This window comes from Parasphingomonas zepuensis (assembly GCF_036663735.1).
GTDB lineage: Bacteria > Pseudomonadota > Alphaproteobacteria > Sphingomonadales > Sphingomonadaceae > Sphingomonas.
In genome coordinates, this window is sequence record NZ_JAXOJO010000002.1 from 877394 (window position 1) to 898642 (window position 21249).

Below are 21249 nucleotides of genomic sequence, written 5' to 3' on the forward strand. Positions count from 1 at the left end.
CATGAACGTTGCCGAATATATCCTCGCCCGGCTGGGCGAGGCGGGGCTTACTCACATGTTCGCGGTGCCGGGCGATTATGCCGGCAAGTTCCTAGACGCGCTCGATGACGATCCCGCGATCACCCGCGTGCCGACGATCAACGAGCTCGGCTGCGGCTATGCCGCGGACGGCTATGGCCGTTTCAAGGGGATCGGCGCGGCGTGCGTGCAATATGGCGTGGGCGGGTTCGTCGCGCTCAATTGCGCGGCGGGCTCCTGGGTCGAGCGCGTGCCGGTGGCGATCATCTCGGCAAGTCCGGCGACGAGCGACCGGCTGCTCGAGGAGCAGCAACAGATTCTCTATCATCATTCGACCGGCAATCTGGCGGCCGATCGCAACGTCTATGCCCAGATCACCGTCGCGTCGGAGGTCATCACCGATCCCAGCCTCGCGCCCGACCAGATCGACCGCGCGATCACCGCGATGCTGACCTTCCACCGCCCGATCTATCTCGAGGTGGCGGCGAATGTCTGGACTCAGGCCTGCGGCAAACCCCGGGGAAAGCTGGCGGCGGTGAAGCTGGAGAGCAACGCCAAGTTCCTCGCCTCGGCCGTCGCCGCTGCGTGGGGCATGATCACCGCCGCGCAATCGCCGGTGCTGTGGTTCGGCGTCGAGATCCAGCGCTACGGCCTGCAGAAGCTGGCGCAGAAGCTTGTGGATGTCAGCGGGCTGCCCTTCACCACGACCAGCCTCGGCAAGACGGTACTCGACGAAGCGCAGCCGCAGTTCATCGGCACCTATGCCGGCCCGGCGTCCCCCGCGGTGACGCGCGACGTGATGGGATCGTGCGATTGCCCGGTCGCGCTGGGGGCGATCATCACGGACGATTACCTCAACATCATGGCATCGAGCTATGGCGAGATGATCGCGGTCAACGACGAATATGCCCGCGTCGGCGCGACCTATTTCGCGCAGGTGACCCTGGAGGGATTCCTCAAGGGACTGATCGAGCGGTTCCGAAAGGACAAGGATTTCCCGCGCAGCTGGACGCCGGTCGATCCGTGCGAGGACGACGAGGAGCCGGCGCCCCCGGGCCAGCTCACTTACAACCGCTTCTATCATCAGCTCAGCGCCTTCCTGAAGGACGAGAAGCTGCTCGAGTCGAGCGTGCTGGTGCTCGGCGAGAGCACCTCGCTCTATGTGTTCGGCAATCTGTTCGGCCTGCCGCAGAACAGCTTCGTCGCCCAGGCGGCCTGGGGTTCGCTCGGGCACGAAACCGGCTGCGCGCTCGGCGTGGCGCTGGGCTCGGGAAAGCGGCCATGGGTGGTGGCCGGAGACGGCGGCTTCATGATGATCTGCCAGGAATTGTCGAGCCTGGCGCGCGCCAGGATCAATGCCGCCGTGTTCGTGATGAGCAACCAGGGCTATGCGATCGAGCAGGCGTTCGTCGATATCACGGCGTTTACGCCCAAGGGCGCGTTCGCGGCGTTCGACCTACTCCCGACCTGGGATTATATCGCGCTGGCCAAGGCGTTCGGGGTGAAAGGCTATCGGGTAGAGACGAACGACCAGCTTGCCGCCGCGCTCAGGGAGATCGAGAAGCTCACCGATGTGCCGGCACTGATCGAAGTGGTGATCCCGCAAAAGGATCTGGCGCCCCAGCTTGCCAGGCTAGCGGCCCCGCCGCCGACGCTGCGCAAGTACAAGAGCGTGGTGGAGTGAGAGCCATACTCGACCAGCGAGTCGGCGGTTTCGGGATTTGACGCGAAATCTGTTCCGGTAAGCTCGGCGCACCTTCCGCGGCTGGGGACCGGCCCGCTGGCCGGCGACTCATGCCTCCCGACAGTGGGTAAATAACCGGTTTATCGGGCTTGATGCACCGCCGCACATATGGTGTAGCCGGATGGCGCCTGGGCTGCCGAATGGCTCCTAACACTGCGCGCTGCTGATAAAGACGGGAGTATTCCATGGGACATGATCATACGGACGAAGAACGCGCGCTTGAAACGAAGCTCGAGTGGCACCGCCCGTCAGCGATCTCGCTTCCCATAGAGGAAATCACCCTCGGCAAGCTTGGCTCGGAATTTGATGGTCCCGGGCAAATGGATTTCTCGTCCTAAGATTGGCTTCGTCGGCGCCGGTCGGTGTCGCAAGCTTTGACTGTTCGATCAGCTTGCGCGCCAGCGCCGGTGCCAGACGCGAAAGCATTCACCAAGACGGTTCTCACATAAGACGTGATCTGCCGTCAGCGCCGTTGGTCAAGATGACGCCTCAGCCGGTTGATCCTGTCGATCGAACGGCGTGTGCCGCCCCTGTCGCTTGCCCAGGCGAATAGGAGTGGAAGTTTTCCACGCGAGATGGCCACGAGGCGGCGGGCATAGGAGCGAAGGTCGGCCCAATTGGATTGGTCCGGCCGGCCGTACCGGGCTCTTACCTCGATCCTCGGAGGAACCAGGCCATTCCACAATGCCTCGAGACGCGTACGCCAACCAAGGCCGCCGGCCAGAGCTTTACCAAGCCGTGCGTCTGCGACGGTCATGAATGCCGGGTACTGACCCAGCGAAGCCGGCCCCTGCGGTAGCAGCGCGAGGAGTGTCGGATCGGGGGCATCGTTTGAAAAATCTTGTGTCGGAACCCCGAGCAGGCGGGTGACGAGATTGAGGGTCGCCTGCACGCCTTCGGTAAGGCCCCAGGCATGGGCCCGTGCCCAGATCACTGGCCAGTCGAGCGGCAGGACAGGGCAGTCGAGCAGTTCCGCGATGTCCCACAGGCTTGTCGCCGGCACCTCGAAGAGATGCTGTTGCAGATGCAGGCAAAGATAAACGAACAGATCCTCGGCCGCCATCACCCGGGCGCCCTGAGGAAGCGTGGGATGCGGCAAGCTGCGCGACCAGATTTCGGCCATGTCGATCGCGTTGCCGAGCGCGCCGTCGGCCAGGCGCCAGTGGAGCTCGAACGGAAGCTGGCCCGGCCCGGGCGGTGCGTAAATGACATGATGGTGCCACTCGGCCGCGCGCATCCCGGCATCCGGGACGCCGGATGCGGTGAAACCGCGATCGATCAGGTGTGCATGATAGGCCATGGCGTCCTCGCCGTGGACGAGGAAGTCGACGTCGCCCATCTGGCGATGTCCGGCATTGCCGTAGAGGCGATCGCCGAGGTCGATACCTTTCAACAGGAGCATCGGGCGGCCAGTGGCGGCAAGGGCTTCGGCCAGAACGCCGCGCGCCTGCAGGGTCCTGCCGGCCACGGCGAAGGTGTGACCGCGCAGGCGTGCTGCGATTGCCGCGGGCGGATTGATCCCGGCGCGCCGAAGACGGCGGGCGAGCAGCGGGACGCCAGCGCTGCGTTCGACCGCGACAAGCAGATCGGACCATTCAGCGCCGCTCAGCGCAGCAAGGCGTTCGCGGCCGGCTTCGTCCCATCGCAGGAAACCAAGGGTCGTGTCCGCCAGACCCATGTCAGCGCATTGCACCGGATTCGGCTTGAATGGAGATCAGGCCTTGATCGAGCAGTTCTCGTATGAAGACAGTGACGTCCTGCGCGATCGTGTCGAGGCTTGCGTTGAAGCGCCGTGATAGCCTCGCGCACAAATCAGCGAGGGCAATCGGCGCTGCGAGACCGTCCCATATCTCGCGACCGATCGCATCGAGCCCAACATAATGGCCCCGGGCGACATCCAGGATTATGAGATCATCGTCGACAGGCGCTGCGGGCAAATCCGGATTGCGAACGACCACGGTGTCCATGCCGATCAATGTCATTTCCGTCCCATTTTGTCTGCGATTCCGTGGCGATAACTGCCCTGCTGCCGTGCAGCAAGGTTCGCGGAGGATAAATGTGCCGGCTCAATCGGCCAGGATTGCGGCCAGAACGGCGTCCATGGTCCACTCGCCATCCGGGCGCGTAATGCGGAGCATCTCCACATTCTGCAAAGCCCGCGCGACCAGCATCGCGCGCGGCGCGATCGCCTCGATCAGATACGGCCCGAAGACACTGTTCAGCAACAAGGGCAGCTTGGCCCGGCCGGTGATACGATCGACCTGGACGGTCAGGACCGGGCCGCGTTCCAGATGAACGATCCGGCGAAGGCGTGCGCCGCCACGTTCGCGCTCCACAAGGGCGGGCACGGCCATCTTCATGCGATGCCAGGCGTTCTGCGTAAGGCCCTGCGTATCGAACGCCAGCGCGTGCGAGGCCGCCTCAAAAAGATGGACGTGCCCGGCACCGGCCGGCACTTCGATGCCGACATTCTCGTCCAGGCGAAGCGCGCTGACGTCGTCAGTCTGCAGGGGCCAGCCGAGCCGGGTCAGCGCGGCAGCCGTGGTCGATTTTCCGGCGCCCGAATCGCCGCAGATCAGCACGACGCCGCCCGGTCCGACCACCCCGGAGGCATGGAGTACGAACAGGTCGCGCTGGCGCAGCAGGGCGGCCATCATCGGATGCAGCAGGATGTGCTGGAACCGCGTTTCGTCGCATTCCGGCCCGCGCTCGAACAGGATCGAGTTGCCGTTTCGCGCAAGGAACCGGCCCGCGGCAGGCCCGCCGCGCAACAAATACGCGTCGGGTGATGCTTCGTGCATCGCGGTGCTTACCCGGGCGTCGCTCAGCGAGTCGGGAATATCGCCGTCGCGCACCACGACATCCGGAACTGCCCCTGCATCGGCTGGGCTCAGATCGTCGCATGCGAACGGCAACGATATGGTCAGGCCATGCGCACGATAGAGGTGAGGCAGGCGTTCTGCGTCGGCGCGAAGGCTCGCGCCGCTTTTCGTCATGCTCATGTCAGTACCGCGTGCCGAAGCCGTTGACGAAAAGCCCTGCCATCAAGCCGCGGGTCAGCAGCGATGCCGAGAGACTAAGCGCCTGACGGCTGTCTTCGGTCTGCACCTGCGTCCATACGCGCCGCATTTTCTCCACATCGACAAAGGCCGCCCCAGGGCCTGCCGCGACTTCGGCCAGCGCCTCCTCGACGTCGCCGGAGAACTGCCGCAACCGCGGAACCAGGTCGCCGGACTGCCGGCCGGTCGAACGATTGAGGCGCACCGCGTCAGGGAGTTTCCCTTTCATTGCCTCTCGTACCAATGCGCGCCCCACGCCGGTGTCCGGGTCGACATAGACGGAGTCGGGAATCGACAGGCAGAACTCGAGCAATCGAGGGTCGGCAGTTGGATCGGTGATGGAAATGCCCGTAGCTGCACCAACCTCTGCATATAGGCCTCCGAGCTTCGATGCGCCCGGCCGGATGAAGCGCAGGCGTTGCTCCCGGCAGGGTCGATAGGGGCCCTCCATAGGATCGTCACACCGACGCTCTGTAAGCCTGATCCGGTTGGCGAAGTCGGTCCGGATCGCTGAAGTCGGAAAGCTGTTCGCCGCGCGAACGCGTCGATAGAGGCGCTCGGCCGGCCAGGGCAGCATGCGGCGCAGCCGCAGCTTCGCCATTCCCATCGCGCCGTCTTGCGCAAACTGATGCCGGAGCGGCAGCGACGTAGGGTCGCCGTCCCAGGAAATGCCGCCATTACCCATTTGGCCGAGCAGCAGCACGCGATTGCCGTCGCGCGCCGCGGTCCTGAACAGGTCGAGCAGCCAGAAGAAGCCCGGGGCGGCATGCTCCGGCTCGTGCGTGATGGCGAGCATCTCGCGGATCGCGCCGATCGGCGAGATAGTCGCGGCGCTGATCGCCGTCAGATCGATCGTTCCCGCCGCTTTCGCGGTAGCGGATGCCAATGGGAACTCATCGCCCATGCCGCGCCCGACATAGGGCCGCGGATCATAGACCGGGGTTGAGACATAGGCGGAAAGGCGCCTGCCGCTTTCCGCCAGCATCGGGGCGGCGGTCGTGGCGACCGATCCCGAGTCCAAGCCGCCGCTCAACGTGGCGGCGACACCACCGGTCGGTGGCAGGCGCTGCCTCACTGCCTGGTCGAACAGCTCGTTGAACCTGTCGACATAGTCGGCGCGTCGCCGGAACCGGATCGCGGGGGCGTCTTCCAGTCGCCAGTAACAATGCTTGTCGAACCGGTCGGGCGTGACCTGAAGATAGTGAGCCGGCGGAAGCCGCGACATCGAGGCATGGGCGGTGCGATCGCCATGATAAGCGAACCAGGAGACGACCGTCTGCGCCAGATAGAGTTCGTCCATCACCGCCGGGGCGAGATTGAACGCTAGCAGGTCTTCGCGCGATGAGGAGAAGGCGAAAATATGGGGCGCGACGTGGTAATAGAGCGCGGTGTTGCCGAACGGATCGCGTGCCAGGAGCAAGCTGCGGGCGTGGGGATTCCAAGCCGCGACATGCCAGTCGCCATGTATTCGCCCGCATGCGGCAGTGCCCCAACGGGCGAACGCTTCCCGCAGCAGGATGTGGTCGGCCGGACCGTTCGATCCCAGTCCGAGTTCCGTGGCCAGTTCGCGGCGATTGTGCACCGATCCGTCACCAATGATGGCTGATGGCGACGGCGCTCCCCCATCGGGAAAATGACGGCCCCACAACACTGCTGCGGCGCCGCAATATGCCGGATTGCCACAGCGAGCCCGGCCGATCGATTCAAGCTGAGCACGGGCTTCGAAAGCTACCGGGTTGCGTAGAAAAAAACCGAGGAATCCTGACATTGCTGGCGCCTAGCCGCTCCGGCTGATGCTGGCGACAATTGGCGTCCCCAAAATGGGGCATCTCCGCGTCATTAGACTTGGTGCGGCGCAACAATTATGGGCAAGGCCTGCCGGTCGGTAAGTTGCTGGCTGGCACACCGCCCCACGAGATTGATCAATAGGGGCGCTTTATAGAAAGCGTTCGCTACGACGGGGACTGAGCACTCGAAATGAAGTTCGAATGGCATAGCCCATCGATGATGTTGTTGGCGGTCGAGGACATCACCTTGGATAAGCTCGGTTCCCTCTTTGACGGGATCGGGCAGCCAGTAGCTTTCGACGGTGAGTGACCTGTCCCAGTGATTCGCTCGTGGCCGTGCACCCCATATTCCCGGATTTCCGCGTTCGTGCCAGCCCGGCATTTCGGGTGCTCGCTGTTCGGAACGCTGTTGGAGGTAGTGTCGCTCCCCAATATGGGTCGGTGCTAGTTCACCCTGTTGAAACCTCGTAGAAATTGTGGTTTAGGGCGCCGGTTTTAGGGCGGATTGTTGGTATGGCACGCCTAAAAAAACGGATAGTTAATAATCCAATCTGGAGAATTTGATGGCGATCATTCGTTCGGATGAAGAAAATACGCTCGATAAGAATCTCGATTGGCGCAGCCCATCAGTTATATCGGTGCCCATCGAGGATATTACTTTAGGCTTAGGTAAACTTGGCTCGATGTTTGATGGACCAGGGCAGCCGGCCATCTTTGACGGCGAGTGAACGCGCGTAAAGCTCTTCTATTTCGAGAAGGCAATTGCGTGCTGCGTCAGGCAGATCGGCCGCACGCACTCTACTGACGGCGGGATGTCGGCGACGCCAGGGCGTTGCCGGCCAGAAGAGCGCTGGCCGCGCCACGGCGCGAAAAAATATAGACCCGGTCGAAGTCCTCCTGCCCGCGGACCAGTGCGTCGATCGGGCCCGCGAGAAGATCGGCAGGTCGAGATCCTCCTCATTGTGGGGAAGGGCCCGGCTCGACTGGCTGCGCCGGCTCTCACTACGATCCGGGCCACCTGCTGTTCCGCGATCAGCGTGGCGAGGGCGGTCTTGTCCTTCTGGAACTTGGTCCGGCGGATCAGCACTGCCTGGCTGGCGAAGCTCCAGCCCGCATCGCCAACGCTCGGGAAGTAGGGACTGGACCCGGAATGGGGGCACAACGGCTTACTTGACCGGTTCGTCCGAGGTTTTGGCGAATTTCGCGAGAAGTGCGTCCCTCCAGTTCGCGACCAAACCGCTGAAGAAAATGACATGGAGCGTGATGATCGGACCGGCCATTTCAGTGAGCGGCAGATCAGTCCACGACAACGCCAGGATGATCAGCGATCCCAGGCAGAACATGATCGCGACATAGGAAAGGGGGGCAAGCAGGTGCATGCCCCAGCCTGGCGCAACTGCCGACAAGCGGATGCACAGCACCTCCCACAACCACGTCATTGCGTGAAACAGGATCACGACCAGCACGATCATCGCGAGCCAGCCGACGAAGCTCGCCTCCGCCGTGTGAAAGCGATCGCCGAAGGTGATCAGGTTTTCGAGCGCCACGGCATGCATGTACACACCGGGAATGGCGCCGTTGATCGGTGATGCGAAACTATCGCCTGCCTGAGGCAGGTTCACCCCGAGCAGAACGATTCTGTCCTTCAGGAAAGCGTCCTGAATGCTTTGGTGTTGTTGCCCATCCGCGGTCGGTTCTGGGCCACCGAACCGGCGGGGGTCGAGCAGGGCCGCGGCGGAAATCGTGTCGATGTACACGCATCGGCGGTGGGTGCTCTTTCCCAGCCGCCGCTCGATTGGGCCGAGAAGATGCAACAGGTAGTTTTTCAGGGGATCGAATCTATTGCCGTAGAACTGGTCGTAGCAGGCGTCGGTGCCATACGCATTTCGGAAGAATTTATTCATGTTCCGGCTCAGGCCGATGCCCCAGCGCGGCGACATTTCTCCGGCGGCCTTGCCATGAAGCTCATAGGTGCGGAGCCCGTCTCGCGACGGCGGTGTCGTCGCGACCTCGATCGATTGTGCGAGACGCATGAAATGAGGCTGGCTGCAAATCTCCCGGGCGCCGTTCGGACAATGCTTCGCATAGGCGGCGAACAACGCCAGTGCGGGAGAGGCGATATAGCCCTTGTGTTCCTGCTGTAGCCCCCGGCAGTTTCCCTCCCCGGTCGTGGCGGGGGCGAGCTGATAGTCGCCGGGGTTGCCGCGCCAGGAAGCATCGACCACTTCAAGGTTGGCGCCGGGCTTCGGTCCGGGGAACAGCTTGTCCAGCAAGGGGGCTGCGATAAGGTTATGAGCGCGAATGCTGCCGGTCGGTACGAAGTCGACCCCGCATGACTGATTGGCCTCCGCAAGTTCCACACTGGAAGAGATGCTGTCGCCGAGGAAGACGGGCACCTCGGGGTTGAGCTGGCTCAGACGAGTACCAAGCATATCGAGTGCTTCGGCCCGCGAATTGCTCCCGCCATCGACGATCTCGCGCGGGGCATCAGGAAATCCGATATCGACGAACACGGCCTTCGGGCCTGAGTCGACGATCCGTCGGATCACCCCCATGGTCAACATATCCACCGGCATCGGCCAGATCGGCTTGGCGCCCTGCGGACGTACCGCCCGGAAATATTCCGGATCGATCAGAACCACCGTCACGACCTTTTGACCCGGGGTTTCCTTGCCGCCGCCATAGAAAGGCGCGGTCACGAGCTGCAGCGTCTGCGTAGCGCGCGCTTTGATCGCGTCTTCAATCCCGAACGGATTGGCGATCTGCACGACGATTTCCACGGCCAGGACGATGACGAGGACGGCGAGGAACCGACGAAACCCGGCAGTACGGCGGCGCGCAAAGGAGCGCATCCATGACGCGGCGCTCAATCGAAGATTCCGGTGAGCGACGTTATCGTACGGAAACTCCTCTCTATCCCCTTGGTCGCGAACGCCTTCTTGCCCTCGGCGGTCTTTGCGGACTGGCCTTTGGCCATTGGATCATAGCCAAGCGTCGCCGCGCATCGTGGGTAAAGCTCCCCGTTTGCATAGGTGGAGCATCTGGCCGCCGCCACCTCTGCCGCGGCCATGTCGTCTCGCGTCACGGCAGCGGCCACGACCAGGTCGAGGACGGGGGCGCTCGTCCCGATCAGCTTGGTGTGTCGGGCGATCAGGGCATCCAGCTCGGCCTGACTTGGCGCGCCGGAAATCGTGCCGCCAAGACTCCTCGCCATGTCGACCGAGGCGAAATCGGACCGCAGGCCGCGCCGCCATGCACCCTGCGCGCCGCCAGTGTCGCCATCGACCGCATGGAGCATCCCCTGCATTTCCCAGGTGACCGCGGCGCCGTCGGCACCGAAGCCCGAACTCGTTGAGGGTCTGGAAGGGGCGGGGCCTTTCGTACCTTTTTTCTCTTTTACCGGCTGTGCAGCCTGTCTGGGGGTCGCGACCCCCGCTTGCTTCAGCGCGGCGCCGATCTGCGCGACCTGGTCGGCATCCTGGGCCGCCGGCCTGGTCTGCGTCAGGATGTCGCGCACCTCGATGGCGCGCCGTACCTGGGTCAGCAACCCGGCCAGGGCGGTTTCGCGACACACCGCGTTCATGCCGGTCGAATCCCGGCGCAACAGCTTGCCGTCCGGACCTTGCTCCGCGTTCGGATAATTCTGCCGGACATACCGGGCGACAAAGGCCTTGCGCTCCTCCGGATCCGGATGTTCCTTGGTTTGGCGGATGATGATTTCGACGATCTGTTCCGACATCGCCTTGCTGGAAAAGGATATGAGGTCCTTCACCAGCCCGCCGCCGCTGCCGCCGACTTCCTTGGCGGTCTTCGCCGCAACCTGATCCATCATCGCGTTGACCACGAACCGCAACGCTTCCACGCGACGGCTGCGTCGAAGCGAATCTTCCCCATGTTTCGAGATGAAACGCAGGACTTCGCCCTCATTCACGACATACCCTGCGCGGCGAGCGAGATCGACGCCGACGCGATCCGCTTCCAGTTCGCGTCCACGGCCGAAACTCGGGGCAAGCAGGTCCTGCACGAGGGTGGAAGCGGCCAGGCCGCCGACGAGACCCTGCACCATCATGCGTTTGTCGCCTTCGCCTTGCAGCCTGCCGTTGACGAAGTGGCTGTCCTTGACTGCCGAATAGGCGATGAGAGCGCTCGCTGAATAATTGAGCATCCTGCTGATCGTGCGGATCGACTTCTTGCCCTCGATATGGCCGAGCAGAATGTGGGCGAGCTCATGCCCCAGCAGAAGTGCAAGCTCGTCAGTGGTCGCTGCGCCCTTTGTGTTATCGGCGTTGAACGTGCCGAGGCGTACCAGGATCATTCCCGATTCCGTCGCACGGGCGCCGTAGAAGGGTTCGGCCACCACCCGGACCCTCACGGCGATCTTTGGCCCTTTGAGTTGTGCCAGCAGCTTGTCCACGATCCCCTGGGCATAGGCCTCGGCAGCGGGCGCGCTGACGAATTGCGTGCCGCTCACGATTTCGAAGGCGACGGGCGCGCCGAGGGTGCCGGCGAGATAGGGCTGCAGCAATTTTTCCGGCGGCGTATAAAAGCCCTTCGACCACTTCCCCTTGCTCTCGAGCTGGTCGAGGATGGTGCCCCGGCCGAGCTCCTTGGTCAGTTCCTTGTCCAACGGCACATCGGGCGCGACCATGTCGGGTGGCAGGGCAGGTGCCGTTTCCTTCGCGGCCACGGGTGCGCCCCGTCGCGGCTTTTGCTTCTTTCCCTGCGCGGATGCCGTTGCAGCGAGCGAAAATGTCGCCATGCAGAGCAGGATCAGGTGGCAAGTCCGCAAGTGCATCCGCCCGCGGCTGAAGTTCACTGCGGGCAGCCTTCGCCCGAACCTACGGTGAGTGCCTGATTCTGGGCCGATCCGCCCCCGGACGATATACTGCGCGTTATGGGTTTGGCGCAGAATTCCAGGTCGAGGTCCTTCGCCATGATCCAGCGCACCTCTCCGGCAGCATCGGTCAGCTTGACGAGGTCATAATCCGGGTTCCATTCGAGCAACCCGGGCCGCAACTGCCCGCGCAGATCAGTGACGAGGCCAGGCGATCCGTCCCTGCTGTAAATCTTGATCTTTTGAGGATCCGAGCGCCAACCCTTGACGTTCGCCACCGTAATCGACGCCTGCTGCGCCCCGGCGCACGGGGCGACCGCCATGAGTCCGGCAACCATGAGCACTCGCATGATTATTGTTCGGATTCTCACGACCGCCCCCGCAGTTCCTAGCCCCGACACGCCGATTCTTGCGACGTCATGGTGTCAAAGGTATTGGGGCAGAAACAAAGATCAAGCGAATTATCGTTAACTTCGGATTCACTTGATCCGGACTGGAGCGTTTTTGCGGTCGCAGGCTGCGACGGTGCCATTCCGCTACTTGGTCTACCCGCTGACCAGTGCGTCGATCGCGCCTTGCAGGATATAAGCGGCGGCCATCTTGTCGACTCGCTCGGCCCGCTTCGCGCGGCTGACATCCTGTTCGATCAAGGTGCGCGTCACTGCCTGGGTCGACCAGCGCTCGTCCTGCAGGAAGATCGGCAGGCCGAGATCCTCCATATTGCGGGCAAAGGCGCGGCTCGACTGGCTGCGCGGGCTCTCGCTGCCGTCGGTGAGGTTGAGCGGCAGGCCGATGACGATGCCGGCCACTTGCTGCTCCGCGATCAGTGCGGCGAGGGCGGTCTTGTCCTTCTGGAACTTGGTGCGGCGGATCAGCGAGGCCGGGCTGGCAAAGCTCCAGCCCGCATCGCACAAAGCCGTGCCGATCGTCTTGGTGCCGACGTCGAGCCCGATCAGCCGCCCGCCATGGGGCAGGGCATCGCGGAAGACGACGCGATCGGTGGTGATCATCGCGCGGCCTTGAACGCCGCCAGCCGCCGCGCCGCATCGGCCCGGATGTTCGCCCAGAACATGCTGTAATCATAGACATGATAATTGTTGCCGGGCAGCACATAGCCGCCAAGATCGGGCGGCGTGCCGATCATCAGCAGGCCCCGCCCCGCGCAGCGCGCGCCGATCTGGCCGGCCTGGATCGTCGCGCTGTTCAGGTCCTTGGCCGGCAGCAGCGTGCCCAGATTGGCCGTGGGAGGCGCCGAGGCGTTGGGCGTGCCCGTGAGCGGGTTGGTGCAAACCATCGGCGTGTCCTTGCGCGCCGCACCGGTAAAGCCCGACGTGGCATCATAGGCGTCGAGCAGCAGCGCTGGATCGGCGGGCTCGGCGAAGCTCTGCCATGACAGGATGCAGCCCGCCTGATCCGCCATGGTGCATTCGGGCAGGCCGAGGCGCGGCAGATCGGCGGTCTTCGATACCGGCCAGCCGACGACATAGGCCGCGACGATCCGCTTCGCGAGCGGCGTGCCGGCGATGCGGTCGCGCAGCAGCCGGGTGAGATGCAGTGCACCCTGGCTGTGCCCGGCCAGGATGATCGGGCGGTCGCCGGCTTCCTTCAGGAACTGGTCGAACGCGGTTGCGACGTCGCCATAAGCGAGATCGAGCGCCTTGGTCGCTTCGGCCTTGTTGGTCAGGAAGGCGCCGAATGTCGCCTGGCGATAGCGCGGCGCCCAGATCGCGCCGGCCTCGTTGAAAGCAGTCGCCTGGCCACGCAGGAACAGCTCGGCATAGGCATTGGCCTCCGGATCGTCGATCGGGCCGTTCCAGTGCGCGCTGCTCATATAGGAGGTAGGGTGGATGAAGAAGACGGCGGCGCCTGGCGCGGCGGCGGGCGTGTAACCGGCAGGCGTCCACAATGCCGGATTGCCGGGTCGGTCCGGTCGCGCGATCCACATTGCCGGTTTCGCATAGGCGTTCGGCGCCACAGGGGGCTGGGCTTCGAACGTAGCGCTGGGGACCTTCGACCAGCGCAGCAGCTGCACGCCGAACAGCGCATAGGCAAAGCCGGCGGCGATCGTCAGCACGATCAGGACGGCAAAGGCATAGAGGAACTTGCGGGCCAAGGCCTGGTGTCTCCGAACGGCAGCGCGGCACGGGATGGCCGCGGTTATGGGGATTCCGTGCAGCAGGAAGGCGGCGCTTGCAATCGGCTTCAGTCCTGCGCTCAGTGTCCGCCGAGGGGATCGCGCGATGTTGGACCGGGATGTGGAGAGCAGTGAACCAGCCGGAGCATGGCGCCTGCGACCGGTAATTCTGGCGGCGATCGGTGCGGTGGCGGCAATCCTCGTTCAGCAGCTGATCGATCGCCCCTATCGCTATTCCGGCCCGCCGCTGGAGGTGTGGCGAATTGCCGTCTCCATCGCGATCGGCACCGGGGCGATGACCTTCGGTTTCGGCGCGGAACGCGTGCGCCTGGCCTGGGCGGCCGGCTTTGCGCTGCTGGTCGGCGCGGTGGCGGGCCTGATCTATTACTGGAACGGCGGTAATGCCGGCTGGGCCGATCTCGGCGACTGGCGCTATGCGAGCCTGTTCCTGTCGATCGCGATCGCGGTACCATTGTTTCAGACGGCGCGTGACGAAGGGAGGTGGCGCTTTCCTTATCGCGACGTGCACGACCACGCCTGGACCAACGTGTTGCTCTGGTTCGCCTGCTCGGGGTTCGTCGGCATCGTCTTCGCGCTGGCGTGGCTGCTGGCGGCTTTGTTCGACCTGATCGGCCTGCATTTTGTGCGTGAGATGCTGGAGCGGGACTGGTTTGCAGCCGGGTTGGCGGGCGCTGCATTCGGCGGCGCGCTGGGCCTGTTTCGCGAGCGGGACCGCATCGTGCGCCTGCTTCAGCGCGTGGTGACGGCGGTGCTTGCCGTGCTCGCGCCAGTGCTGGGTGTCGGGTTGGTGTTGTTTCTCGTCGCGCTGCCGTTCACCGGGCTCGGTGCGCTGTGGCAGGCGACCAAGGCGACGACGCCGATCCTGCTGAGCTGCGCGATCGGCGCGCTGATCCTCGCCAATGCTGTGATTGGGAACGGCGAGAAGGAGGAAGCGACCAATCCGGTACTACGCTGGGGTGCGATGGCGCTGGGGCTGGCGATCCTGCCCTTGTGCGTGATCGCCGCGATCGCGACGGGACTCAGGATCGACCAATATGGCTTCACCCCCGATCGCTTGTGGGCACTGATCTTCGTGATCCTCGCTACCGCGTATGGCGTTGCGTATCTGGCGTCCCTCGCACTCGGCCGGAACGCCTGGGCGGCGCGAGTCCGGCCGGCGAATCTGCGCATGGCGTTCATCATTGCCGGTGTCGCGCTGTTCCTCGCCACGCCGATCCTCAGCTTCAACGCGATCTCGACGGCGGACCAGGTCGCGCGGCTCGAATCCGGGAAGATCGCGCCGGACAAGTTCGACTGGCGCGCCTTGGAAAACGACTATGGTATGGCAGGCAGGGGAGAGTTGAAGCGGCTGAAGGGATCGAAGAACAGCGAAATCCAGCGCATTGCGCGAGCGATTCCCGACTTTACATATCGCGACAAGCTACGCGAGGCTCGGGCCGAGATGGCCGCGCGTAAGGATTTCGCCGCAAATATACGCGTCCTCCCACAAGGGGCGGTCTTTCCTGTCGAGTTGCGTAACGCTCTTTTGGAGTCGCGTCGTTCCCGCCCATGCAGCCCGGACAATCCGTGCACGCTGGTGATGAGTGGGGATGGACGCGAGGGTTTTCTGATGGAGGATAATTGTCTGGGCAAGGCAGCGGAAGCGCGGGATGCGTATGGCCACGCCTTTAAAGCTTCCCTGCCGAGCGCTTGCCTGAACGCGCAGCATTTCGTGTTAAGCGCGAGTAGATGGGTTCCAGCCGAGTCCAGCGCTGCTATCGCGACCGAGAGCGAGCGTGTGGCGGCGCTGTCTGGGTACAGGGCGGGTAGGATCGACATTCGACCGGTGCGGCGCCGCCAGATTTTCGTGAACGGCTTGCCTGTAGGGCAGCCGTTTGAATAGCGACGCTTGATGGGCGGCGGCGTGACTGCTAGCCGCGCGGCATGTCAGTCGATATCGCAACCGTAAAGAAGATCGCGAGCCTTGCCCGCATCGCGATCACCGAGGAAGAGGCCGCGCGCATCGCGCCGGAGCTCGACAACATCATGGGCTGGATCGAGCAGCTCGGCGAGGTCGACACGTCGTCGGTCGAACCGATGACCGCCGTCATCCCCAACCATCTGCGCCTGCGCGACGACGTCGTCACGGACGGCGATGTGCGCGATGCGGTGCTGTCGAACGCGCCCCAGGCCGAGCATGGCTTCTTCACCGTCCCGAAGGTTATCGAATGATGATCTCGGATCAGCATTCGATCATCCCGGCGCAGGCCGGGATCCAGGAGCCAAAGGCATGACGGACCTGACCGATCTCGGCGTCGCGGCGATCCGCGACGGCGTACGCACCGGCGCCTTTTCGGCGCGGGAAGTCGCGGATTCGTTCATCGTCAAGGTGAGCAAGGCCAAGGCGCTCAACGCGTTCCTGGTCGAAACCCCCGATCACGCCATTGCCGCCGCGACCGCGGCCGATACGGCGCGCGCGGCCGGCGAGACGCTGAAGCCGCTGGCCGGCGTGCCGATCGGCATGAAGGACCTGTTCTGCACCAAGGGCGTGGCCTCCACCGCGGCGAGCCACATCCTGGAGGGCTTCACGCCGCCCTATGAATCGACCGTCTCCGGCAAGCTGTGGGATGCGGGCGCGGGCATGCTGGGCAAGCTCAACATGGACCAGTTCGCCATGGGTTCGTCCAATGAGACGAGCTATTTCGGCAACGTCATCTCGCCGTGGCGGCGCAGCGACGGCGGCAACGCGCCGCTTGCACCAGGCGGCTCCTCGGGCGGCAGCTCCGCGGCGATAGCGGCGCGGCTGTGCCCGGCGGCGACCGGCACCGATACCGGCGGCTCGATCCGCCAGCCCGCTGCGTTCACTGGCATTTCGGGCATCAAGCCGACCTATGGCCGTTGCTCGCGCTGGGGAGTCGTAGCGTTCGCGTCGTCGCTCGATCAGGCCGGGCCGATGGCGCGCGACGTGCGCGATTGCGCGATCATGCTCGAGGCGATGGCCGGGTTCGATGCGAAGGATTCGACTTCGCTCGATCTCGCCGTGCCGAAATGGGAGGCCGGCCTGTCGTCGAGCCTCGCCGGCAAGCGCATCGGCATCCCCAAGGAATATCGCGTCGACGACATGCCGGCCGAGATCGAGGCGCTGTGGCAGCAGGGCATCGACTGGGCACGGGATGCCGGCGCCGAGATCGTCGAAGTCTCGCTGCCGCACACGACCTATGCGCTGCCGGCCTATTACATCATCGCGCCCGCGGAAGCCTCGTCGAACCTCGCGCGCTATGATGGCGTGCGGTACGGCCTGCGCGACCTGCCCGAAGGCGCCAACCTGCAGGACATGTATGCGGCGACCCGCGCCGCCGGTTTCGGCGACGAAGTGAAGCGCCGCATCATGATCGGCACCTATGTGCTCTCGGCCGGCTTCTACGACGCATACTACACTCAGGCACAGAAGGTCCGCACGCTCATCGCGCGCGATTTCGAGCGCGCCTGGGAAAGCTGCGACCTGCTGCTGACGCCGACCGCGCCGTCCGCTGCGTTCGCGCTGGGCGAGAAGAGCGCCGATCCGCTCGCCATGTACCTCAATGACGTCTTCACCGTGCCGAGCTCGCTCGCCGGCCTGCCGGCGATGTCGGTGCCCGGCGGCCTCGACAAGGCGGGCTTGCCGCTCGGCCTGCAGATCATCGGCAAACCGCTCGACGAGCAGGGCGTGCTGAACGCCGGGCTGGCGCTGGAAGAACGCGCCGGCTTCGTCGCGCGGCCGGAGGCGTGGTGGTGAGGTTAAAGCCCGGCTCTATTGGCCGGGCGGCGGATAAGGCCCCGCATACGGGGATCTGGGTAACTCCAGTCGACGGCTGGGGCTTTGCAGAGGCGATAGACGGCGCGCTTAGCCCGCGGTTTGAACTCCGGATCACGGAGGCCGGCATAGATGTCGGCGGCGGCATTCTCGGATGGCGCGGGGACGTTCTGTCGGCGCGACATAAATACGCGGGCATGCAGGTGAGGATGACGCCGCGCCATACCGAGTGGAGCGAGATCGTGGTTCTTTCAGTATTTGAAGGACACAAAATCGTGTTCAGCGGCATGGCAGAGACCAGTGGGCTGGAATGTGATTGGAAATGAGCGCGCAAAGAGGCCGTCGAGCGATGCGCGAGCTAGACGGTATTACCGAAAATCGGTAATACTTTACGCATGAGCAAGCAGAGCAACCTCACCGTAAAGGGCCAGGTCACGATCCCGAAGGACGTGCGCGACGCGCTTGGGCTAAAGCCGGGCGAGCCAGTCGAATTCGACTGGAATGCGGAAGGGGAAGCGGTAATCCGCAAGCCTCGCCAGGATGCCGACGCGTTCGATATCCGCTATCGCGCCGCCTTGGCGAAGCTCGATCGCGTGGCCGAGAAATTCAAGCATCTGCGGACGGGCGAAGATACCGACGCCTATATGGCGGAAATGCGCGAGCCGGTGCCGGAGCCTCGGTCGAGCACGTGATCTTCATCGACAGCAATATCGTCATCGATCTGGTCGAGAAGACCGCCCGCTGGTCGCCATGGTCGCGCGAAGCCGCGGGCAAGGCGATTGCCGACGGCCCGTTGCTTGCAAATGCCATCGTCCTGGCGGAATGCGCTCCGCGCTTCGAAAGCGTGGAGGAGGAGCTGTTCTATTTCGACCTGACCGGGATAAGGATTGCGGAGATTCCCGCCATCGCGGCATTCAGGGCCGGTAGGGCGCATCGCGATTATCGCCGTGCCGGTGGAGAGAGGACCTCGATGGTTGCCGATTTTCTGATAGGCGCGCACGCTTCTGTACTTGGCGCCAGGCTTCTGACACGCGACAGACAACGTTTCTCATCCTATTTCCCCGAACTCACCCTCATCACACCCGAGAATGACAATGGCTGAAGCAGAAACCTACCGCATCCGTGGCGCCACCGGCGATTGGGAGGTCGTGGTCGGCCTCGAAGTCCATGCGCAGGTGACATCCAACGCCAAGCTCTTCTCGGGCGCCGCGACCACTTTCGGCGCCGAGCCGAACACGCAGGTGTCGCTCGTCGACGCGGCGATGCCGGGCATGCTGCCCGTGCCGAACCGCGAGTGCATCCGCCAGGCCGTGCGCACCGGCATGGCGATCGAGGCGCAGATCAACAAATGGTCGCGGTTCGACCGGAAGAATTATTTCTACGCCGATCTGCCCCAGGGCTATCAGATCAGCCAGCTCTACCATCCGCTGGTCGGCGAGGGCGCGATCGACATCAGCCTGGACGACAAGAATCCCGACGATGCGACCAAGCGCATCGGGGTCGAGCGGATTCATGTCGAGCAGGATGCCGGCAAGCTGATGCACGATCAGCATCCGACGCGCTCCTATGTTGACCTGAACCGCTCAGGCGTCGCGCTGATGGAGATCGTGTCCCGGCCCGACATGACATCGCCAGCAGAAGCAGGGGCTTATCTGCGCAAGCTCAGGTCGATCCTGCGCTATGTCGGCTCGTGCGACGGCAATATGGAAGAGGGCTCGATGCGCGCCGACGTCAATGTCAGCGTGCGCAAGGCAGGCGATCCGCTCGGCACCCGGACCGAGACCAAGAACGTCAACTCGGTCCGCTTCGTGATGGCCGTGGTCGAGCAGGAGGCGCGCCGCCAGGTCGAAGTGCTCGAGGATGGCGGACGGATCGTCCAGGAAACGCGCCTCTACGATCCGGACCGGAACGAGACTCGGTCGATGCGCTCCAAGGAGGATGCGCATGACTATCGCTACTTCCCCGATCCCGATCTGCTCCCGCTCGAGCTCGACGATGCCTTCCTCGCTGAATGCCGCGCCAGCCTGCCCGAACTGCCAGACGCCAAGCGCCGCCGCTACGAGGCGCTCGGCATCACGCCGTACAACGCCGCTGTGCTGACCGCTGAGGTCGAGGCCGCGCGCTGGTTCGATTCGCTGCTCGATACGGGCGCCAAGCCAGTCGCCGCCGCGAACTGGGTGACGTCGGAGCTGTTCGGCGCGCTCAACCGGCTCGGCAAGGACATCGAACATTCGCCGGTCAGCCCGGCCCAGGCCGGCGAGCTGCTCGGGCTCGTTGCTGACGGCACGCTGTCGGGCACGCTCGCCAAGCAGGTGTTCGAGATCATGCTCGAGACCGGGCAGGGCGCTGGGACGATCGTCGAGGAGCGCGGGCTCAAGCAGACCAGCGACACCGGCGCGATCGAGAAGGTCATCGCAGAGGTGATGGCCGCCAACGAAGACAAGGTCGCCGATTACCGTTCGGGCAAGGACAAGCTCTTCGGCTTCTTCGTCGGCCAGACGATGAAGGCGATGGGCGGCAAGGCGAATCCGGGCGTGGTCAACGACTTGCTGAAAAAGGCGCTTGCCTGATCTCGACCCCTCGATAAGATACTGAAAGACTTATCGGGGGATGGCTGAAATGTTACGGTTGAGATCGGTCGCGTTTGCGGCTGCAATTCTGCTCGCGGGTCCTGCATATGCAGCAGACAAGGAGCAGGGGGACGACACCAGCAAGTTCTTCATGTTCTATGGGGAAGGCGTGCCGGCAGACGTCGCGCGGGCCGATCTGACCTATTGCATGGCCTTGTCGGGACGCGCCGGGCCGGCGCCGAGGGGCACGCGCTACGCAGCCGCGATGGGCGGCGGCTTGCTGGGCGGTATCATGGATGCGATCGCGATGAGCGTCGAACAGCGTCGCCGTCGCGATTCGTCGATGCGCAACTGCATGGCCTTGCATGGCTACACCCGCTATTATGTGCCGGAAGCGGATTGGAACACGATCGTCCGCGGCGACGGTGCCGTCGATCGCATGGTGGCCTTCATGACAGGCCCGGTTCCCACGAGCAGAAAGCTTCCAGCATGAGCCGCTTCATCCTCGCCATGGCCGCCGTCGCTGGCGTGATGGCGCCTTGCGGCGCCTACGCCTCCAAGCAGATCAAGAACAAGGCGCCGATCGTCGTCGACGCCAAGCTGGGTTATGTCCTGCTCCGGGTGGGACCCACATTGTCCGACAAGGGCTATGCGCCCAACGTGATTCTCTACCGGATCGATCCGGCAACAAGTCGCCTGCGCACGGCCCAGAAGGCCAGCGCGAACCCGGTTGCCAAAGGTGAGGATGTCACCGCGATTGCGGGCGGTTCGAGGCCATTTGGAAACGCCACGTCGTCATCCGTTTCGACGGGCGTGTTCCTGACGTCGTTGACCCCCGGCGAATGGGTGATTGCCGGAACCGAATCCACCTGCTTTTGCATGGGAAGCTACCGGTTCACGGTGCTGCCCGGCGAGATTACCGATCTCGGCACGGTGATCACCAACCTGCCGAACGAGAATACTGGCGTGGCTGAATTCGCTGGTCAGACCGTCGCTGACGATCTTGCCGACAAGGCCTACACCATGCCGGATCTGATGGTTGTCCGCCCGGCGGTAGAAGGCGACGCCGTGCCTGCGCTACTGGCATCGTTGCCGCGCAAGCGGGCTGAACTGACCTATACCCGATTCGACAATGCCGGCGGCTGGATGGTGAGCCGGATGGCGGGGCTTCCAGCCATGGGCCACGAAACTGCTGAGGCGGCCGCTGCAGTGACGGATCCGCGCGTGCCGATGGGAACAGGCGCCAACCGCTGGCCTGACGTAAAGGACGAAACGCCGCCGCAGAAATAACGGCGGCGCCTTTCCGTTTG

At 64.0% G+C, this 21249-nt stretch carries 21 protein-coding genes; 12 read left to right on the top strand and 9 right to left on the bottom strand.

Translation table 11 applies throughout. From position 1 onward, the window contains the following. Position 1: 1 nt before the first annotated feature. Both U1769_RS10460 and U1769_RS10465 read left to right on the top strand, forming a co-directional pair. Positions 2-1702, top strand: coding sequence for an alpha-keto acid decarboxylase family protein (locus U1769_RS10460; RefSeq protein ID WP_332715424.1), 1701 nt, complete (start codon positions 2-4; stop codon positions 1700-1702). A gap of 245 nt (positions 1703-1947) precedes the next feature. Then, entirely contained in the window at positions 1948-2100 is a 153-nt protein-coding gene (locus U1769_RS10465; protein WP_332715426.1) for a hypothetical protein, read from the top strand. A gap of 125 nt (positions 2101-2225) precedes the next feature. On the opposite strand, the gene U1769_RS10470 is transcribed toward U1769_RS10465, so the two are convergent. From U1769_RS10470 to U1769_RS10485, 4 genes are all read right to left on the bottom strand, one after another. Beyond that, positions 2226-3440 (bottom strand): nucleotidyltransferase domain-containing protein, encoded by a 1215-nt coding sequence (locus U1769_RS10470; RefSeq protein WP_332715428.1) that lies wholly within the window; start codon positions 3438-3440, stop codon positions 2226-2228. Between the two features lies 1 nt (position 3441). Then, positions 3442-3744: a PqqD family protein gene (locus U1769_RS10475; protein ID WP_332715430.1), complete on the bottom strand. Its 303-nt coding sequence runs from the start codon at positions 3742-3744 to the stop codon at positions 3442-3444. 84 nt (positions 3745-3828) lie between these two features. After that, a complete protein-coding gene (locus U1769_RS10480; RefSeq protein ID WP_332715432.1) occupies positions 3829-4764 on the bottom strand; it encodes a hypothetical protein in 936 nt (311 codons plus the stop codon). 1 nt (position 4765) lies between these two features. Next, on the bottom strand, positions 4766-6589 hold the full coding sequence (locus U1769_RS10485; protein ID WP_332715434.1) for an asparagine synthase-related protein: 1824 nt from the start codon (positions 6587-6589) through the stop codon (positions 4766-4768). Positions 6590-7171: 582 nt separating this feature from the next. On the opposite strand from U1769_RS10485, the gene U1769_RS10490 reads away from it, so the two are divergent. Further along, positions 7172-7336, top strand: a complete 165-nt coding sequence (locus U1769_RS10490) for a hypothetical protein (RefSeq protein ID WP_332715800.1) — start codon at positions 7172-7174, stop codon at positions 7334-7336. Between the two features lie 438 nt (positions 7337-7774). Here U1769_RS10490 and U1769_RS10500 read toward each other — a convergent pair whose 3' ends face one another. The 5 genes from U1769_RS10500 to U1769_RS10520 form a co-directional block, all read right to left on the bottom strand. Further along, positions 7775-9478, bottom strand: coding sequence for a CHASE2 domain-containing protein (locus U1769_RS10500; protein WP_332715435.1), 1704 nt, complete (start codon positions 9476-9478; stop codon positions 7775-7777). Continuing rightward, positions 9475-11424: a M48 family metalloprotease gene (locus tag U1769_RS10505; RefSeq protein ID WP_332715436.1), complete on the bottom strand. Its 1950-nt coding sequence runs from the start codon at positions 11422-11424 to the stop codon at positions 9475-9477. The genes U1769_RS10500 and U1769_RS10505 overlap by 4 nt, the downstream gene beginning before the upstream one ends. Then, entirely contained in the window at positions 11421-11786 is a 366-nt protein-coding gene (locus U1769_RS10510) for a hypothetical protein (RefSeq protein ID WP_332715438.1), read from the bottom strand. The genes U1769_RS10505 and U1769_RS10510 overlap by 4 nt, the downstream gene beginning before the upstream one ends. Before the next feature lie 201 nt (positions 11787-11987). Next, positions 11988-12452 (bottom strand): Holliday junction resolvase RuvX, encoded by a 465-nt coding sequence (gene ruvX, locus U1769_RS10515; protein WP_332715440.1) that lies wholly within the window; start codon positions 12450-12452, stop codon positions 11988-11990. After that, positions 12449-13555 carry a DUF3089 domain-containing protein gene (locus tag U1769_RS10520; RefSeq protein ID WP_332715442.1) on the bottom strand — a complete coding sequence of 369 codons (1107 nt, stop codon included), beginning with the start codon at positions 13553-13555 and terminating at the stop codon, positions 12449-12451. Before U1769_RS10520 ends, ruvX begins: the two co-directional genes overlap by 4 nt. A 127-nt stretch (positions 13556-13682) precedes the next feature. Between U1769_RS10520 and U1769_RS10525 the strand changes: the two genes are divergently transcribed. The 9 genes from U1769_RS10525 (at position 13683) to U1769_RS10565 (ending at position 21229) form a co-directional block, all read left to right on the top strand. Further along, complete coding sequence (locus U1769_RS10525) at positions 13683-15479, top strand: DUF4153 domain-containing protein (protein ID WP_332715444.1); 1797 nt, start codon at positions 13683-13685, stop codon at positions 15477-15479. A gap of 41 nt (positions 15480-15520) precedes the next feature. Continuing rightward, the gene (gatC, locus tag U1769_RS10530) at positions 15521-15808 is read left to right on the top strand and encodes an Asp-tRNA(Asn)/Glu-tRNA(Gln) amidotransferase subunit GatC (protein ID WP_332715446.1); all 288 of its coding nucleotides are present in this window, start codon (positions 15521-15523) and stop codon (positions 15806-15808) included. Between the two features lie 58 nt (positions 15809-15866). Then, positions 15867-17351, top strand: coding sequence for an Asp-tRNA(Asn)/Glu-tRNA(Gln) amidotransferase subunit GatA (gatA, locus tag U1769_RS10535; RefSeq protein ID WP_332715448.1), 1485 nt, complete (start codon positions 15867-15869; stop codon positions 17349-17351). Beyond that, positions 17348-17695 carry a hypothetical protein gene (locus tag U1769_RS10540; protein ID WP_332715450.1) on the top strand — a complete coding sequence of 116 codons (348 nt, stop codon included), beginning with the start codon at positions 17348-17350 and terminating at the stop codon, positions 17693-17695. Before gatA ends, U1769_RS10540 begins: the two co-directional genes overlap by 4 nt. A 69-nt stretch (positions 17696-17764) precedes the next feature. Next, a complete protein-coding gene (locus tag U1769_RS10545; protein ID WP_332715452.1) occupies positions 17765-18061 on the top strand; it encodes an AbrB/MazE/SpoVT family DNA-binding domain-containing protein in 297 nt (98 codons plus the stop codon). Further along, a complete protein-coding gene (locus U1769_RS10550) occupies positions 18058-18471 on the top strand; it encodes a type II toxin-antitoxin system VapC family toxin (protein ID WP_332715454.1) in 414 nt (137 codons plus the stop codon). Before U1769_RS10545 ends, U1769_RS10550 begins: the two co-directional genes overlap by 4 nt. Continuing rightward, entirely contained in the window at positions 18464-19939 is a 1476-nt protein-coding gene (gatB, locus tag U1769_RS10555; protein WP_332715455.1) for an Asp-tRNA(Asn)/Glu-tRNA(Gln) amidotransferase subunit GatB, read from the top strand. Before U1769_RS10550 ends, gatB begins: the two co-directional genes overlap by 8 nt. A gap of 169 nt (positions 19940-20108) precedes the next feature. Next, positions 20109-20432, top strand: coding sequence for a hypothetical protein (locus U1769_RS10560; protein WP_332715457.1), 324 nt, complete (start codon positions 20109-20111; stop codon positions 20430-20432). After that, complete coding sequence (locus U1769_RS10565) at positions 20429-21229, top strand: hypothetical protein (RefSeq protein ID WP_332715460.1); 801 nt, start codon at positions 20429-20431, stop codon at positions 21227-21229. The genes U1769_RS10560 and U1769_RS10565 overlap by 4 nt, the downstream gene beginning before the upstream one ends. Positions 21230-21249: the final 20 nt, after the last annotated feature.

Excerpts from the sequence above, each read along its gene's own strand:
- gatA (WP_332715448.1), top strand. The coding sequence starts at position 15,867 with ATGACGGACCTGACCGATCTCGGCGTCGCGGCGATCCGCGACGGCGTA.
- U1769_RS10485 (WP_332715434.1), bottom strand. The coding sequence starts at position 6,589 with ATGTCAGGATTCCTCGGTTTTTTTCTACGCAACCCGGTAGCTTTCGAA.
- U1769_RS10480 (WP_332715432.1), bottom strand. The coding sequence starts at position 4,764 with ATGAGCATGACGAAAAGCGGCGCGAGCCTTCGCGCCGACGCAGAACGC.
- U1769_RS10490 (WP_332715800.1), top strand. The coding sequence starts at position 7,172 with ATGGCGATCATTCGTTCGGATGAAGAAAATACGCTCGATAAGAATCTC.
- U1769_RS10460 (WP_332715424.1), top strand. The coding sequence starts at position 2 with ATGAACGTTGCCGAATATATCCTCGCCCGGCTGGGCGAGGCGGGGCTT.
- U1769_RS10525 (WP_332715444.1), top strand. The coding sequence starts at position 13,683 with ATGTTGGACCGGGATGTGGAGAGCAGTGAACCAGCCGGAGCATGGCGC.
- ruvX (WP_332715440.1), bottom strand. The coding sequence starts at position 12,452 with ATGATCACCACCGATCGCGTCGTCTTCCGCGATGCCCTGCCCCATGGC.
- gatB (WP_332715455.1), top strand. The coding sequence starts at position 18,464 with ATGGCTGAAGCAGAAACCTACCGCATCCGTGGCGCCACCGGCGATTGG.
- U1769_RS10565 (WP_332715460.1), top strand. The coding sequence starts at position 20,429 with ATGAGCCGCTTCATCCTCGCCATGGCCGCCGTCGCTGGCGTGATGGCG.
- U1769_RS10475 (WP_332715430.1), bottom strand. The coding sequence starts at position 3,744 with ATGACATTGATCGGCATGGACACCGTGGTCGTTCGCAATCCGGATTTG.
- U1769_RS10470 (WP_332715428.1), bottom strand. The coding sequence starts at position 3,440 with ATGGGTCTGGCGGACACGACCCTTGGTTTCCTGCGATGGGACGAAGCC.
- gatC (WP_332715446.1), top strand. The coding sequence starts at position 15,521 with ATGTCAGTCGATATCGCAACCGTAAAGAAGATCGCGAGCCTTGCCCGC.
- U1769_RS10465 (WP_332715426.1), top strand. The coding sequence starts at position 1,948 with ATGGGACATGATCATACGGACGAAGAACGCGCGCTTGAAACGAAGCTC.
- U1769_RS10545 (WP_332715452.1), top strand. The coding sequence starts at position 17,765 with ATGAGCAAGCAGAGCAACCTCACCGTAAAGGGCCAGGTCACGATCCCG.